A 14,932-nucleotide genomic window follows, 5' to 3' on the forward strand; every position below is an offset into this window, starting at 1 on the left:
ATGGGCGCTTGGTCCGCGATCTCCGGCTGGCTCGCCGGCTTCGGCGCCGCGTCCCCCTGGGCGCTGTGGCTGCTGCCGCTGGCCCTGCTCCCGCTCGCGGCCTCCGGCCGGCGCCGGGCGGCGGTGGCGGCGCTCTCGGCCGCGCCGCCGGATCCGGTCTCCCGCTGGATCGCCCGGGCGCTGACGCTGGCCGGCATCCTCGCGCTCGCCGGCCTGATCCTGGCGCTCGCGGGCCCCTACCGGGCGGGGGAGCGCATCACCCGCATCGGCGTCGGCGCGCAGATCTCGATGCTGATCGACCGCTCGGGCAGCATGAACGAGACCTTCGCCGGCCGGCAGCCCTCGGGGGCGGAGGAATCGAAGGCGGCGGCGTCGAAGCGCCTGCTCGCGGGCTTCGTCGGCGCGCGCAGCCACGACCTGTTCGCGGTGACCGCCTTCTCGACCGCGCCGATGCTGGTGATGCCGATGACCGACCGGCACGACGCGGTGCGCGCGGCCATCGCCGCGACCGACCGGCCGGGCCTCGACTACACCAACGTCGCCCGCGGGCTCGGCATGGCGCTGTCGCAGTTCGGGGACGAGAGCGGCGTCTCGCGGGTGCTGCTGTTCATCTCCGACGGCGCCGCCGTGATCGACCCGCGGATGCAGGACGCGCTCCGCGCCGCCTTCGCGCGGATCCACCCGAACCTGTACTGGCTGTTCCTGCGGACCAAGGGCGCGCCCTCGATCTACGACCGGCCGCCGGGGGAGGACACGCCCCAGGCCGCCCCCGAGCGCCATCTCGACCTGTTCTTCAAGAGCCTCGGCCTGCCCTACCGCGCCTTCGAGGCCGAGGGCCCGCAGCAGGTGGCCGACGCCATCGCGCGGATCGAGGCGCTGGAGCGCGACCCGATCCCCTACACCGAGGTGCGCCCGCGCCGCGACCTGACCGGTGCCTGCCTCGCGCTGGCCGCCCTCGGCCTCGCCGTGCTGGCCCTCGCGGCGCTCGCCGAGGCGGACCTTTCCGCGCGCCGGCGCACCGTGGAGCGGGCGAGCCCGGTCTCGGCGGAACAGATCCGGAGGGCGGCATGACGGGATCGGCCGATGCGCCCATCGCCCCCCTGCGCCGCGCGTGGCGGCGCGCGCGGCCGAGCCTGCTCCTGGTCCTGCCGATCCTGCTCGCCCTGGCCGCCCTCGGCTTCGGCGCCGCGGCGTGGCGCGCGGAGCGGACCAACCGGACGATCGCGGCGCTCGATGCCGGGGAGGACGCGGCGGTGGCCCCCGACGCGCCCGTCCCGCTCCTCGTCGCGCGCGTGCGCTTCCTGGCGGCCCGAGACCGGCTGGAGGAGACCGAGCCGCTAGTGGCGGCCCTCGACCGGGCGGCCGCGCCCGAGGCCGCCGCCCGCGCCCGCTACCTCGTGGCCAACGCCCGGGTCCGGGACGCCTTCGCGCGCATCGCCCGGAGCGACCTCGACAAGGCCGGTCCGCAGGTCACGCTCGCCCGCCAGGACTACCGCCGGGCGCTGCGCGACCGCCCGGACTTCTGGGACGCGAAGTTCAACCTCGACGTCGCCTCCCGCCTGATCCGGGACTTCCCCGAGTTCGACCGGACCAGCGGCGACGAGATGCGCGCCGAGCCCAAGCAGATCTGGACGGACATCCCCGGGCAGCCGAGGGGGGGACCGTGAGCGAGCGCCCTCCCCTGATGCGCAACCTGCGCGGGCCCCGGTTCCTGGCCCTGGCCCTGGCCCTGGCGCTCGCCGTCGCGGCCCTCGTCGTCCATCCGCTCGCGATCACCCGCACCGGCGTCGCGGTGCTCGCGGTGGTCGACATCACCGGGTCGATGAACACCCGCGACTACACGGTCGACGGCCGCCCCGAGAGCCGCCTCGACGCGGCCAAGGCGGCCCTGCGCCGTCTCGTGGCCGACCTCCCCTGCGGTTCCCGGATGGCGCTCGGCCTGTTCACCGAGCGCCGGCCGTTCCTGCTGTTCGAGCCGGTCGAGGTCTGCGCCGACTTCGCCCCCCTCGACGGCGCCCTGGCGGCCCTCGACTGGCGCATGGCCTGGGAGGGCGATAGCCGGATCGCCGCCGGGCTCGACCGCGCGCTGGCCATGGCGGCGGGGCTCGGGGTCGACCTGCTGTTCATCACCGACGGGCAGGAGACGCCGCCGCTGCCGGCGGGCCGGACGCCGGGCTTCGACGCGAAACCCGGAGTGCGCGGCCTGATCGTCGGGGCGGGGGGCTACAGCCTCGCACCGATCCCGAAATTCGACGACCGCGGCCGCGAGCGCGGCTTCTACGCCGAGACCGACGTGCAGCAGGAGAACCGTTTCGGACCGCCGCCGGCGGACGCGGAGGCGCGCGAGGGCTACAACCCGCGCAACGCACCCTTCGGCGCGGCGGCCGCCAACGGCACCGAGCACCTGTCCTCCGTGCGCGAGGGCTACCTGAAGGAGCTGGCCGCGGCCACGGGCCTCGCCTACGCGCATCTCGACGGGCCCGGCGGCCTCGACGCCCCGCTGCGCGCCGCCGCCACGCCCCGGCCGCTGCCGGGGCAGGTCGACCTCCGCCCGATCCTCGCCGCCGCCGCCCTGCTCCTCCTGTTGGGCAGCCTGCTCGCGGCGCCGCTCGCCGCGCTCGGCCGCGGCCGCTTCACCGTTCCGCGTACCCGGAGTGCCTGATCATGCGCCGTCCCGTCATCGCCCCTCGCCCGGCCCTTCGCTTGGCCCCTCTCTTGGTCCCTTTCCTGGCCCCCGCGCTCGCCCTCGCGGCCGGCGCCGCGCTCGCGCACGGGCCGACGCCGCAGAAGGTCGCCCAGTCGGTCACCATCCGGGCCAAGCCGGATGCGGTGTGGACGCTCGCCGGCCCGTTCGGCGGCATCGGCGCGTGGCATCCGGACGTGGCGAAGGTCGAGGCGACCGGCGGCGATGCCGAGGGCGCGACGCGCACGGTCACGCTGAAGAACGGCGGTGTCCTGGTCGAGGGCCTCGACGAGTGGAAGGCGGACGGGCGCACCTACTCCTACCGGATGTCGGAGCCCGACCTGAAGGCCCTGCCGGTCTCGTCCTACTCGGCGACGCTGACGGTGACGCCGGACGGCGACGGGTCGAAGGTCGAGTGGATCGCCCGCTTCTACCGCGGCGACACCGGCAACGAGCCGCCGGAGAACCTGAGCGACGCGGCCGGACGCGCGGCGATGACCCGCTACTTCGCCGACGGGTTGAAGGGCCTCAAGGCGAAGCTCGAAGCCGGGCAGACGCAGTGACCGCCGCGCCTCGCCGGGTCCGTGCGCGGCGGCTCGCCGCCTTCGCCCTGGCCTTCGCTGTGCCCTTCGGTTTGCCCTCAGCCCTCGCCGCCGCCCCGGCGGGGGGCGAGGCGCTGTTCGTGGCGAGCCAGCAGGGCGCGCGGATCACCCGGGTCGAGGCGGGCGCGGCCGCCGAGGCGCTCGCCGTGGCGCCCTCTCCGGCCGTGGTCGCCACCGATGCGGCCGGCCGGCTCTACGTCAGCCACCCGGACGGACACGCGGTCACCGTGATCGAGGCGGACGGCGCGGCGCGCAGCCTGCCGTTCTCCGGCCAAGCCTTCGGCCTCGCCGCCGAGCCGGACGGGCGGGCGATCTACGTCGGCGACTGGTCCGGCAACCGGGTGCTGCGCCTGTCGTCGGCGACCGGGGCGGTCGAGGGCGTGGCCGCCGTCGGGCGCGATCCCGCCAACCTCGCCCTCGGCGCGGACGGCCGCCTCTACGTGGCCGAGCGCGAGGATCGCTCCGTGGGGGTGATCGACACCGCCCGGATGGCGCGGGTCGGCGGCCTGCCGGTCGGCGAGGGGCCGTTCGCCCTGGCCTACGACCCGGCCCTGCGCCGCCTCTACGTCGCCAACGTGCGCAGCAACGACGTGACCGTGATCGACGCGGCGGCGGGACGCGTCCTGGCGACCGTGCCGGCGGGGGCGAGCCCCTACGGCGTGGCGGTGACGCCGGACGGGGCCCGGGTGCTCGTCACCGACCAGCACGCCGCCCGCGTGACGGTGATCGACGCCCGCGCCCTCGCGGTCGCCGCGACGGTGCCTGTCGGCCAGTACCCGGAGGGCGTGGCGATCCTCGGCGACCGGGCCTACGTCGCCAACTGGTTCTCGGACGACGTGTCGGTGATCGACCTCGCGACCCTGCGCGAGACCGGACGCATCCCCGTGGCCGAGGGGCCGCGCAGCCTCGTCGTCGCCCGGCGCGGACCGTCGGCGGAGGCGGGACGGTGAGGCGTCTCGCCCTGTCGGCGCTCACCCTGCCGGCGCTCGCCCTGCTGCCCATGCTCGCCGCCTGCGACCGGGGCGAGGAGGATCGCGGCGCCGATCAGGCCGTGGTGGCCCGCACCGCCGAGGCCGACCTGCCCGCGTGGCTGTCGCCGACCGACGGGACCGACCCGGCCCGCTGGCTCGCCGGCCGCGAGGCGGGGCATACCCTCCCGGCCGACGCCGAGCCGGTGCGGGCGATCCGCGCGGCGCTGACCGGCGCCCGGGACGGCTTCATCGAGGACCCGCGCATGATCGCCAACCGAACGGTGCAGCTCGGCCAGATGCTCGCCGAGGTCGGCAAGGGCGAGGGCTACGGCGCGCTGATCGACGGGTTCGGCCGGGTCGCGGCCCGGCGCGGTCGCCACAAGAGCCTCTACGGCGAGATGTGCCAGCACTACTTCAACACCCGCAACCGCGGGCTCGACCACGCGGCGGCGCTGGCCGAGCTCGCGGCGCACATCGCGCGGCCGCCGGGCGCGGCGGGGGCGCCATGATCGCCGCGGGCAACAGGGCCGAGCGCGCGACGCGGCCCCCGCCGGCCCTGCGCGACGGACTCCTGATCGTGGACGACCACCCGGTCGTCCTCCAGGGCTTCCGCCGGCTGGCCGAGGAGGCCGGCATCGCCCGCGTCCACGAGGCGGCCGACATCGTCTCGGGCTACCGCACCTTCCACCGCCACCGGCCGGGTCTCGTGGTGACCGACCTGTCCTTCGGGGCCGACGGCCTGTCCGGCCTGTCCCTGATCCGCCGGATCCGGGCGCTCGACCCGGTCGCGCGCATCCTGGCCTTCAGCATGCACGACGATCCGGTCATCGCGGCGCGCGTGCTCGAATCCGGCGCCCTCGGCTTCGTGCTCAAGGATTCGTCCGTGGCGGCCTTCCTCGAAGCGCTCGACGCGGTCCGGGCCGGACGCAGCTACCTGCCGCACGCCATCGCCACCGGCATCGCGACCCTCGACCTGACCCCGCGCCGCTCGCCGCTGGCCCGCCTGACCGCGCGGGAGTTGCAGATCCTGTCGCTGCTCGGCAAGGGCCGCTCCTACAGCGACATCGCCGGCATCCTGACGCTGAACTACCGCAGCGTGGTCAGCGCGACCTCGGCGATCCGGCTCAAGCTGGGCGCCGGCAGCCTCGCCGAGCTGATGCACATCGCCCTCACGCAGGACGGCGCCCTCCGCTGACGGCCCCGGGGCGCTCCCGGCGCCCGAACCGCCGGGGATTTGGGACGCCGGGGATCTGAAACGCCGGGGATCCAGGACGCCGGGGACCGGCGCGCCCGCACGGCGAGCCCGTGGAGACGCCCGGCCGGTCCGGGCGCCGCCCCCGGAATTGCGGGGACAGCGGCCCGGCGCGACGCGTCGACCAAGTCGCGGCTTTGTCAGTCGTGCCGTGTCGGCACAGCTCCGCAGCACGCCGCTCTTCTTGGCCGTGACCTTGCGTATTTCAAGACGACCCGACACGACTACGATCTGTCTTCGCGACGCCGGCGATCACGAAATGTGGCACGCTGGCCACATTCGTCCGTCAGTTTCGCAGCTTGGCCAGTCTCCACTTCTCATCCGGCGCAATCTTGGCAGTATGCGCCCGACGATTCAGGCGCCGCGCACACCCTTGCACAGAGGACGCGCGGCGGGGGGTGGGGTAGAGCGGTCATGGCGGTGCGAGACGAAGCGCGAATGCAGTCCGGGCCGGAGCGGCGCCGGTCGTTCGGACGCGTCCTGCGCTGCGGCACCGCGCTGGCGGCCGTGTTCGCGGCGTCCGCCGCGCACGCGCAGTGCGCCGACCCGACCGGTTCGGGCGTCGGCGGGAACTTCTCCGCGATCGGCCTGCCGACCTCCTCGACCGTGTCCGGCGTGCAGTCCCTCGTGTCGATCCTGACGACGCAGAACACCGCCTTCCTGACGCAGACCTCCGGCTTCATCGGCGCCCCGGGCAACCCGGCCGCCGACCTCCAGGGCGGCGGCGTCTGGGCGCGCGGCATCGGCGGCACCTTCGACACGCGGACGCCGGGCTCGTTCTCGGCGAACCCGTCGATCTTCTCGAACAACGCCAACGGCCGGTGCAACACCCGCACCTTCCAGGACTATGCCGGGTTCCAGGCGGGCGCCGACATCTCGCGGCTCAACATCAACGGGTTCAACATCCACGGCGGCGTCACCATGGGCTACACCGAGTCCTCGGTGCGCTCGAACGGCACGTTCCGCGCGGACTTCCAGACCCCGTTCGTCGGCCTCTACGGCGCGATCACCAAGGGCAGCTTCTTCGCCGACGGACAGATCCGCTGGGACTTCTTCCAGGGCAACCTGAACGACCCGACCAACACCCTCACCAACCAGCGGCTCGACGCGCGCAGCCTGAGCCTGACCGGCAACGTCGGCTACCAGATCCCGCTGACCGACGGCTGGTTCGTCGAGCCGTCCGCCGGCGCGGTCTACGCGGAGGTGAAGGTCGACGCGCTCCAGACCGGCGGCCCGATCTTCGTTGCCAACAACCCGTCGTTCGCCCTGCCCGCCAACGTCAAGATCCGGGACTTCGACAGCATCCTCGGCCGCGCCAGCGTGCGGCTCGGCCGGAACTTCATCGTCGACGGCTACGCGCTGCAGCCGTTCTTCACGGCGAGCGTCATCAGCGAGTTCGGCGGCCCGGTGCGGACCGACATCGCCACGGCCTTCGGCAGCGTCGGCACCGCGGTCTACGGTTCGGGGATCGGCAGCATCTTCTCGCTGTTCGACTCGCGGGCGCGGCTGAACACCTACCGCATCGGCACCTACGGGCAGTTCTCGCTCGGCCTCGCCGGCCAGATCCTGAACACCGGCTGGCTCGGCTACGTGCGCGGCGACTACCGGACCGGCGACCGCGTCGACGGCTGGGGCATCAGCGGCGGCGTGCGCTACCAGTTCACCCCCGAGACGGTGGCCCGCGCGCTGATCACCAAGGGCGAGAGCCCGGTGCTGGCGGCGCTCGACGGCCCGGTGGTCTGGAGCGGCTTCAGCGTCGGCGGCTCGGTGGGCGCCCTGTGGAGCCAGACCCGCCAGCGGCAGTCGACGGTGTTCATCAACACCTTCGACACCGCCAACCCGCACGCCGCCGGCGTCTACGCGGGCGGCCAGGTCGGCGCCGACTACCAGTTCGGCAACATCGTCGTCGGCGTCGCGGGCGATGCCGGCTGGACCAACGCCCGGGGCGGCCGCGGCTGCGCGGCCGACGGCGGCGGCTACATCTACTCCTGCCGGACCAGCGTCGATGACATCTACATGGCCACCGGCCGCGTCGGCTACGCCTTCGAGCGGACCCTCGTCTACGCCAAGGGCGGCGCGGTGTTCGCCGACACGACCGACGGGCAGCAGAACAACTTCAACCGGCAGTCGCTCTTCCTGCTGCCGAACCAGTTCCCGAACTCCCTGGTCCGCGCGTTCGAGACCGGCTGGACCGTGGGCGCGGGCTTCGAGTTCGCGCTGACCAAGAACTGGAGCGCCAAGGCCGAGTACATGCACTACGAGCTCGACCGGAAGCGCTACGCCAACTTCGGCTCGGTGGCCAACCAAGCCTTCGTGACGACCCAGAACACGGGCGACATCGTGAAGATCGGCGTGAACTACCGCTTCATCTTCGAGCCGGCGATCGTCGCTCCGGCGCCGCGCCCGGTGATCGCCAAGTACTGAGCGCCGGGCCCTCGATCCGGCGGCGCGGGGCGGCCGGAAGGCCGCCCCGTCGCGTTTCGGGCGCGTCGCGGCTCCGCCGGAGCCGTTCCCGATCGCCCTGCACACGGTACACGACGCGGCGGGCCGAGGGGCGTTTCCGACCCTCCACCTCATCCTGAGGTGCCCGCGAGAGCGGGCCTCGAAGGAGACCTCCAGGGATCGCGCGGCTGGCTGGAGGGCTCCTTCGAGGCCTCCGCTTCGCTCCGGCGCCTCAGGATGAGGGGATTGGTAGGATCGGCCGACGTAAACTCCAATCTGTCGTGTACCGTGCGCGTTGCCATCGTGTACGGCTCCAAGCCGTTGTTCTGACGCGCGCTCTCGCGCCGAGCCGGTGTCCACCTCGGCGGAGCGCGCTCTCGGCGGGGACGCGTGCCCCTACCGCGCCGGCGGATCGGCCTCCGCGCCGCCCAGCGTGCGGGCCAGCGCCCGGGCGGTGGCGACGAGGGCGGTGACCATCGGCGTCGAGGGCTCACGGCGCGGCGCCACGAGGCCGATCGCGTGCTCCAGGTCCGGGCCGGTGATCGGCAGCGCCCGCAGGCCCTCCATCGGCCCGAGCGCGTCCACGAGGATCTCCGGCATCACCGACGACCAGCGCAGCGTCCGCACGTGGGTCATCAGCACGATCATCGAGTTCGATTCGAGCGTCGCGGCGGGCTCGCCCCCGGCGGCGCGGATCTGCTGGTCGATGATGCGCCGGTTCTGCATGTTGGGGGTGAGCAGGCAGAGCGGCACCCGGCCGATCTCCGACCAGGTCACCGCGTCCCGGCCCTCGAAGGGGCCGCCGGCCGCGGTGACGAAGCGGTAGCGCTCCCGGTAGAGCGGCACGGTGATGACCCGCCCGAGCGGCTCATTGTCGAGGTAGGTCAGGCCGGCATCGGCCTCCAGGTTCTCGATCAGCGAGAAGATGTCGGTGGAGGCGGCGGATTCGACGGCGAGCCGCACATCCGGGTGGCGCTCGCGGTAGGGGGTGGTGAGCCGCACCACCATCGGCAGGGCGGTGGGGATCGCGGCGATGCGCAGGTGCCCGGTCAGCCCGCGGCGCAGGCCCGTCACCTCCTCGTGCATCGCCCGGGCGTCGGCGACGATCCGCCGGGCCCATTCCAGCACCCGTTCGCCCTCGGGGGTGAAGCCCTGGAAGCGCGAGCCGCGCTGGACGAGCTGCACGCCGAAGCGGTTCTCGAGCTGCTTCACCCCGGCCGAGAGGGTCTGCTGGGTGACGCCGCAGGCCTCGGCGGCGTGGCCGAAATGCTGCTCGCGGGACAGGGCGAGCAGGAAGTCCAGCTTGTCGATCACGGTGCTATCCGGGACGCCGGTGCAGGGATGCGCGGCAGCCCGGAGGGTAGAGGGGAGTGGCCGCGGCCTCAACGGCCCGCGCGGCACGACCAGGGTTCCGAACTCGGCTTATCGCCGGGCCACTTCGGCTGCGATCCACCACCACCGTCATTCCGGGGCCGCGCAGCGGAGCCCGGCCCCGAAGGGGCACGCCGGAGGCGGGCAATCCAGAACCACAGGGCGTGCCGGGCTTGGCGTGCCGGGCATGGCTGTCGTCGGCGTGTCTGGATCCCGGGCTCGCCTCCGGCGCCCCGGTATAACGGCGTGCGTGTCAGAACCGGCGACAGACACGCTGCGGCTGTGTCCCGTTAAGCCGAGTTCGGAGCCCTGGAGGCACGACACCGTCCCCGATGAGGCTCAGCGGAAGATGATGAGCGCCTTGCTCAGGGTGTTCCACACGCCCCAGGCGATCGGGATGCCGACGACGGCCCAGGCCGCTAGCGCCATCGGGGTCAGGCCGCCGCGTCCGATGCCGAAGGAGCCCGAGGGTGCGCCGGCCACCGCCGCGCCCTTGGCCTCGAGGGCGGCGACGTCCGCCTCCTTCATGAACCAGCGCTCCTTCAGGGGCCGGACCAGGAGGTTGGCCACGAAGCCCAGCGCCAGCATGCCGGCCAGGATGTACATGGTCCTGTCGTAGAGCTGCGATCCGCTCACCCCGGCGTCGACCTGCGCCTGGCGGATGTAGTTCACCACCACCGGGCCGACGATGCCGGCGGTCGACCAGGCGGTGAGCAGCCGGCCGTGGATGGCGCCGACGAACTGCGTGCCGAAGATGTCGGCCAAGTACGCCGGCACCGTGGCGAAGCCGCCGCCATACATCGAGAGGATGATGCAGAAGGACAGCACGAACAGGCTCTGCGCGCCGGCCGCCGCGAAGGAGGGCGCGGCGGCATAGAGGGCGATGCCGAGCAGGAAGAAGACCGAGTAGGTGGTCTTGCGCCCGAGCTTGTCCGAGAGGGAGGCCCAGAAGAAGCGGCCGCCGATGTTGAACAGCGACAGCAGGCCGACGAAGCCCGCCGCGATGGCGGCGACCTGGGCCTTCTGGCCCGCATCCAGAGCGGCGAAGCCGACCCCCGGCGCGCCCACGAGCTTGCCGCCGAAGATCTCCTGCAGCATCGGCGAGGCGATCCCGATGACGCCGATGCCGGCCGAGACGTTGAGGCACAGGGCCGCCCAGATCAGCCAGAACTGCGCCGTCTTGTGCGCATCCTTGAGGTGGACGTGGCGGTGCGTGATCATGCCGGCCTTGTTGGATGCAGGCGGCGTCCAGCCCTCCGGCTTCCAGCCGGCCGGCGGCACGCGGTAGCCGAGCGCGCCCGCCATCATGAACACGAAGTAGCCCGCGGCCATCACCAGGAAGGTCTGCCAGACGCCGACCGAGGTGGGCGTCTTGAAGCTGTCCATCAGGATCGCGGCCAAGGGCGAGCCGATCAGCGCGCCGCCGCCGAAGCCCATGATCGCCATGCCGGTGGCCATGCCGCGCCGGTCCGGGAACCACTTGATCAGGGTCGAGACGGGGGAGATGTAGCCGAGGCCCAGCCCGATGCCGCCGATCACGCCGGAGCCGAGCCACATCATCCAGAGCTGGTGGGTGAGGATGCCCACCGCCGAGATCGCCATGCCGCCGCACCAGCAGAGGGCCGCCGCGATGCCGGCCTTGCGCGGTCCCGCCCGCTCCAGCCAGCCGCCGAACACCGCGGCTGCGGCGCCGAGGAAGACGAAGAACAGGGTGTACATCCAGCCGAGGTCGGCCACGCGCCAGTCGCAGGTGGTCGTCACGAGGGCCGAGAGCAGGGTCAGGTCGGGGCAGGTCTTGGAGGCGGTGATACCGAGCGAGCGCGACAGCGGCAGCCAGAACACGGAGAAGCCGTAGGCCATGCCGATGCAGAGGTGGATCGCCAGTGCCGCTGGCGGAACCAGCCAGCGGTTGAAGCCGGGCTTGGCCACGATGCGTTCGCGCGACAACAGCGGGTGCGCGCCCCCGGGCGCGACCGCGCCCGTCAGCCCCAGACTCATGGACCGTCCTCCCGAGTGCGGCCTCGTTCCGCGGGCCGGCGTCGGGATGCTTAAAGTGTATGCAGTCTCCTGGCCAGCACCTGCCACGCTTGTGGATGATTTTTCATCCCGTCCGCGCGAAGTTTTTGTGCCCGGCGCGCGTTACGGTTGCGAGGGACCGGTCCGGGCGAAAAACATGCGCCACAACAATGAGTTGCAGCAACTCGCGTTTGCAACGGCACAGCCCACGACAGTTCGGAGTTTGCGTCGGCCGATCCCACCAACTCCCCTCATCCTGAGGTGCCGGAGCGTAGCGGAGGCCTCGAAGGAGCCCTCCAGCCAGCCGCGCGATCCCTGGAGGCCTCCTCCGAGGCCCGCTCTCGCGGGCACCTCAGGATGAGGGACAGGGTCGGAAATGCCCCTCGACCGGCGGCGTCGTGTCCTGTGTCGCAACGGAACTGCGAACCGGTCTAACCCGCGTCGCTCGCACCCTCGCCGAGCTTCTGCGGATCGCGGGTCGCCGGCCGCACCGGCCCCTCGCCCGCGGGCTCCGGCCCGGTCATCGCCCGGCGCACGAGGATGTCGGCCCGCTCGCCGAAGCCGGGCAGCGCCGCCTCCAGCTTGGAGACCATCCGCGGGGTCCAGAAGGCGGTGATGTGCTTGTGGATGCCCGCCACCGCCTCCTCCTCCGGGTAGGACCGGAAGAAGGCGGCGATCTGGTTGGCCATGCGGAGGAGCTTGTCCTCCTGGGTCGCGGCGCTCATGCCTACTCCGCCGCGTCCAGGGCCTGCGCGATGCGCGTCAGGGAGAAGTCCTCCTCGTAGAACTTCGCCTGCCAGTCCGAGGGCCGGTTGGTGCGCCGCACCTGCACCGCCGTCACCTTGTACTCGGGGCAGTTGGTCGCCCAGTCCGAGTAGTCGGTGGTGATGACGTTGGCCCCCGTCTTGGCGTGGTGGAAGGTGGTGTAGACCACCCCCGGCTGCATCCGCTCCGAGACCCGGGCCTTCAGGGCGATGTCGCCGGACCGGCTCTCCAGCGAGACCAGATCGCCGTCGACGATGCCGCGCAGCTCCGCGTCGAAGGGGTGGATCTCCAGCACGTCCTCCTCGTGCCAGCGCGAATTGTGGGTGCGCCGGGTCTGCGCGCCGACATTGTACTGGGACAGGATCCGGCCGGTGGTGAGGACCAGCGGGAACTTCGGGCCGGTGCGCTCCTCGGTGGCCACGAACTCGGTGATCATGAACCGGCCGAGCCCGCGCACGAAGCGGTCGACGTGCATCATCGGCGTGCCGAGCGGCGCCTTCTCGTTGCAGGGCCACTGCACCGAGCCCAGCTCGTCGAGCTTGGCGAAGGAGACGCCGGTGAAGCTCGGGGTGAGCGAGGCGATCTCGTCCATGATCTCGGACGGGTGCGTGTAGTGCATCGGGTAGCCGAGCGCGTTCGAGAGCAGCACCGTGCCCTCCCAGTCGCCGTAGCCGCCCATCGGCGGCATCACCTTGCGCACGCGGCTGATGCGGCGCTCGGCGTTGGTGAAGGTGCCGTCCTTCTCCAGGAACGAGGCGCCGGGCAGGAAGACGTGGGCGTACTTGGCGGTCTCGTTCAGGAACAGGTCCTGGATGACGATGCACTCCATCGCCTTGAGGCCCGAGGTGACGTGGTGCGTGTCGGGGTCGGACTGGGCGATGTCCTCGCCCTGGATGTACAGGCCCTTGAAGGCGCCATCGACCGCCTCGTCGAGCATGTTGGTGATGCGCAGGCCCGGCGCGTTGTCGAGCTTGGCGCCCCACAGGGCCTCGAAGCTCTCGCGGGTGGCGTCGTCGGAGACGTGGCGGTAGCCGGTGAGCTCGTGCGGGAACGAGCCCATGTCGCAGGAGCCCTGCACGTTGTTCTGGCCGCGCAGCGGGTTCACGCCCGCGCCGAGCTTGCCGATGTTGCCGGTGGCCATGGCGATGTTGGCGAGCCCCATCACCGTGGTCGAGCCCTGGCTGTGCTCGGTGACGCCGAGGCCGTAGTAGATCCCCGCGGCCCCGCCGGTGGCGTAGAGGCGGGCGGCGGCGCGCACGTCCGCCGGGTTCAGGCCGGTGAACGGCTCCTGGCTCTCGGGGGAGTGCCGCTCCTCGGCGACGAACCGCGCCCAGGACTCGAACGCGTCGAGGTCGCAGCGCGCGCGGATGTAGGCCTCGTCGACCAGCCCCTCGGTGACGATGACGTGCGCCATCGAATTGAGGAAGGCGACGTTGGAGCCGGGCTTCAGCGGCAGGTGGTAGTCGGCCTTGATGTGGGGCGACTTCACGAGGTCGATCTTGCGCGGATCGGCGACGATCAGCTTGGCGCCCTGGCGCAGGCGCTTCTTCATCCGCGAGCCGAACACCGGGTGGCCGTCGGTCGGGTTGGCGCCGATGACGAGGATCACGTCGGACTGCTCGACCGACTTGAAGTCCTGCGTGCCCGCCGAGGTGCCGAGCGTCGACATCAGGCCGTAGCCGGTCGGCGAGTGGCAGACGCGGGCGCAGGTGTCGACGTTGTTGTTGCCGAAGGCCGCGCGCACCAGCTTCTGGACGAGGTAGGCCTCCTCGTTGGTGCAGCGCGACGAGGTGATGCCGCCGACCGAGTCTTTTCCGTACGTCGCCTGGATGCGCTTGAACTCGCTGGCCGCATGCGCGATGGCTTCGTCCCAGGAAACCTCGCGCCACGGATCGGTGATCTTCTCGCGGATCATCGGCTTGGTGATGCGGTCAGTGTGGGTGGCGTAGCCGTAGGCGAACCGGCCCTTCACGCAGGAATGGCCCTCGTTCGCCTTGCCGCCCTTGTAGGGCACCATGCGCACCACGCGGGTCCCCTGCATCTCGGCCTTGAACGCGCAGCCGACTCCGCAATAGGCGCAGGTCGTCACCTCCGCGTGCTCGGGCTGGCCGAACTGGTGGATCGACTTCTCCTGGAGCGTGGCGGTCGGGCAGGCCTGCACGCAGGCGCCGCACGAGACGCACTCGGACTGCATGAAGTCGGTCGGCCCCGCCGCGACGCGGGAATCGAAGCCGCGGCCACTGATCGTCAGCGCGAAGGTGCCCTGCACCTCCTCGCAGGCCCGCACGCAGCGATTGCAGACGATGCACTTCGACGGGTCGTAGGTGAAGTACGGGTTCGACTCGTCCTTCGGCAGGTATTTGTCCGAGGTCGGCTGGACGTGGTTGTCGCCATCGTAGCCGTAGCGCACCTCGCGCAGGCCGACCGCGCCCGCCTGGGTCTGCAACTCACAGTCGCCGTTGGCGGCGCAGGTCAGGCAGTCGAGCGGGTGGTCGGAGATGTACAGCTCCATCACCCCCTTGCGCAGGCGCGCGAGCTTGTCGGTCTGCGTGCGCACCACCATGCCGTTCTCGGCCGGCGTCGTGCACGAGGCCGGAGTGCCGCGGCGGCCCTCGATCTCCACGAGGCAGAGCCGGCAGGAGCCGAACGGCTCCAGGCTGTCGGTGGCGCAGAGCTTTGGGATCTTGGTGCCCGCGGTCATCGCCGCGGCCATCACCGAGGTGCCGGCCGGGACCGTGATCTCCATGCCGTCGATCGTCAGGGTGACGGTCTGCTCGGACACGCGGATCGGCGTGCCGTAGTCGATCTCTTTGATGAGGGCCACGGGAGC

The 14,932-nt window shown here is 72.1% G+C and carries 12 protein-coding genes; 8 read left to right on the forward strand and 4 right to left on the reverse strand.

Annotated elements, in window-relative coordinates:
* The 8 genes from Q8W71_RS01965 to Q8W71_RS02000 all read left to right on the forward strand — a co-directional run bounded on the left by Q8W71_RS01965 (position 1) and on the right by Q8W71_RS02000 (position 7,932).
* Positions 1-1,071 (forward strand): vWA domain-containing protein, encoded by a 1,071-nt coding sequence (locus tag Q8W71_RS01965; RefSeq protein ID WP_305523632.1) that lies wholly within the window; start codon positions 1-3, stop codon positions 1,069-1,071.
* Positions 1,068-1,667 (forward strand): MxaK protein, encoded by a 600-nt coding sequence (locus Q8W71_RS01970; protein WP_305523633.1) that lies wholly within the window; start codon positions 1,068-1,070, stop codon positions 1,665-1,667. The genes Q8W71_RS01965 and Q8W71_RS01970 overlap by 4 nt, the downstream gene beginning before the upstream one ends.
* A 17-nt stretch (positions 1,668-1,684) precedes the next feature.
* Positions 1,685-2,662 carry a vWA domain-containing protein gene (locus Q8W71_RS01975; protein WP_305523847.1) on the forward strand — a complete coding sequence of 326 codons (978 nt, stop codon included), beginning with the start codon at positions 1,685-1,687 and terminating at the stop codon, positions 2,660-2,662.
* A gap of 2 nt (positions 2,663-2,664) precedes the next feature.
* The gene (locus Q8W71_RS01980) at positions 2,665-3,246 is read left to right on the forward strand and encodes an SRPBCC family protein (protein WP_305523634.1); all 582 of its coding nucleotides are present in this window, start codon (positions 2,665-2,667) and stop codon (positions 3,244-3,246) included.
* Between the two features lie 47 nt (positions 3,247-3,293).
* Positions 3,294-4,235: a YncE family protein gene (locus Q8W71_RS01985; RefSeq protein WP_370875322.1), complete on the forward strand. Its 942-nt coding sequence runs from the start codon at positions 3,294-3,296 to the stop codon at positions 4,233-4,235.
* A gap of 50 nt (positions 4,236-4,285) precedes the next feature.
* A complete protein-coding gene (locus Q8W71_RS01990) occupies positions 4,286-4,765 on the forward strand; it encodes an MxaH protein (protein WP_305523849.1) in 480 nt (159 codons plus the stop codon).
* The gene (locus Q8W71_RS01995) at positions 4,762-5,451 is read left to right on the forward strand and encodes a response regulator transcription factor (RefSeq protein ID WP_305523635.1); all 690 of its coding nucleotides are present in this window, start codon (positions 4,762-4,764) and stop codon (positions 5,449-5,451) included. The genes Q8W71_RS01990 and Q8W71_RS01995 overlap by 4 nt, the downstream gene beginning before the upstream one ends.
* A 495-nt stretch (positions 5,452-5,946) precedes the next feature.
* Entirely contained in the window at positions 5,947-7,932 is a 1,986-nt protein-coding gene (locus Q8W71_RS02000) for an autotransporter domain-containing protein (RefSeq protein WP_305523636.1), read from the forward strand.
* Between the two features lie 414 nt (positions 7,933-8,346).
* On the opposite strand, the gene Q8W71_RS02005 is transcribed toward Q8W71_RS02000, so the two are convergent.
* The 4 genes from Q8W71_RS02005 to fdhF all read right to left on the reverse strand — a co-directional run bounded on the left by Q8W71_RS02005 (position 8,347) and on the right by fdhF (position 14,926).
* A complete protein-coding gene (locus Q8W71_RS02005; RefSeq protein WP_305523637.1) occupies positions 8,347-9,264 on the reverse strand; it encodes a LysR family transcriptional regulator in 918 nt (305 codons plus the stop codon).
* A 396-nt stretch (positions 9,265-9,660) separates the two neighbouring features.
* Positions 9,661-11,319, reverse strand: a complete 1,659-nt coding sequence (locus tag Q8W71_RS02010; RefSeq protein WP_305523638.1) for an OFA family MFS transporter — start codon at positions 11,317-11,319, stop codon at positions 9,661-9,663.
* Between the two features lie 449 nt (positions 11,320-11,768).
* Positions 11,769-12,062 (reverse strand): formate dehydrogenase subunit delta, encoded by a 294-nt coding sequence (locus Q8W71_RS02015; protein ID WP_305523639.1) that lies wholly within the window; start codon positions 12,060-12,062, stop codon positions 11,769-11,771.
* A gap of 2 nt (positions 12,063-12,064) precedes the next feature.
* On the reverse strand, positions 12,065-14,926 hold the full coding sequence (fdhF, locus tag Q8W71_RS02020) for a formate dehydrogenase subunit alpha (protein WP_305523640.1): 2,862 nt from the start codon (positions 14,924-14,926) through the stop codon (positions 12,065-12,067).
* Positions 14,927-14,932: the final 6 nt, after the last annotated feature.

The sequence above is a fragment of the Methylobacterium amylolyticum genome (assembly GCF_030700245.1).
Lineage (GTDB): Bacteria > Pseudomonadota > Alphaproteobacteria > Rhizobiales > Beijerinckiaceae > Methylobacterium.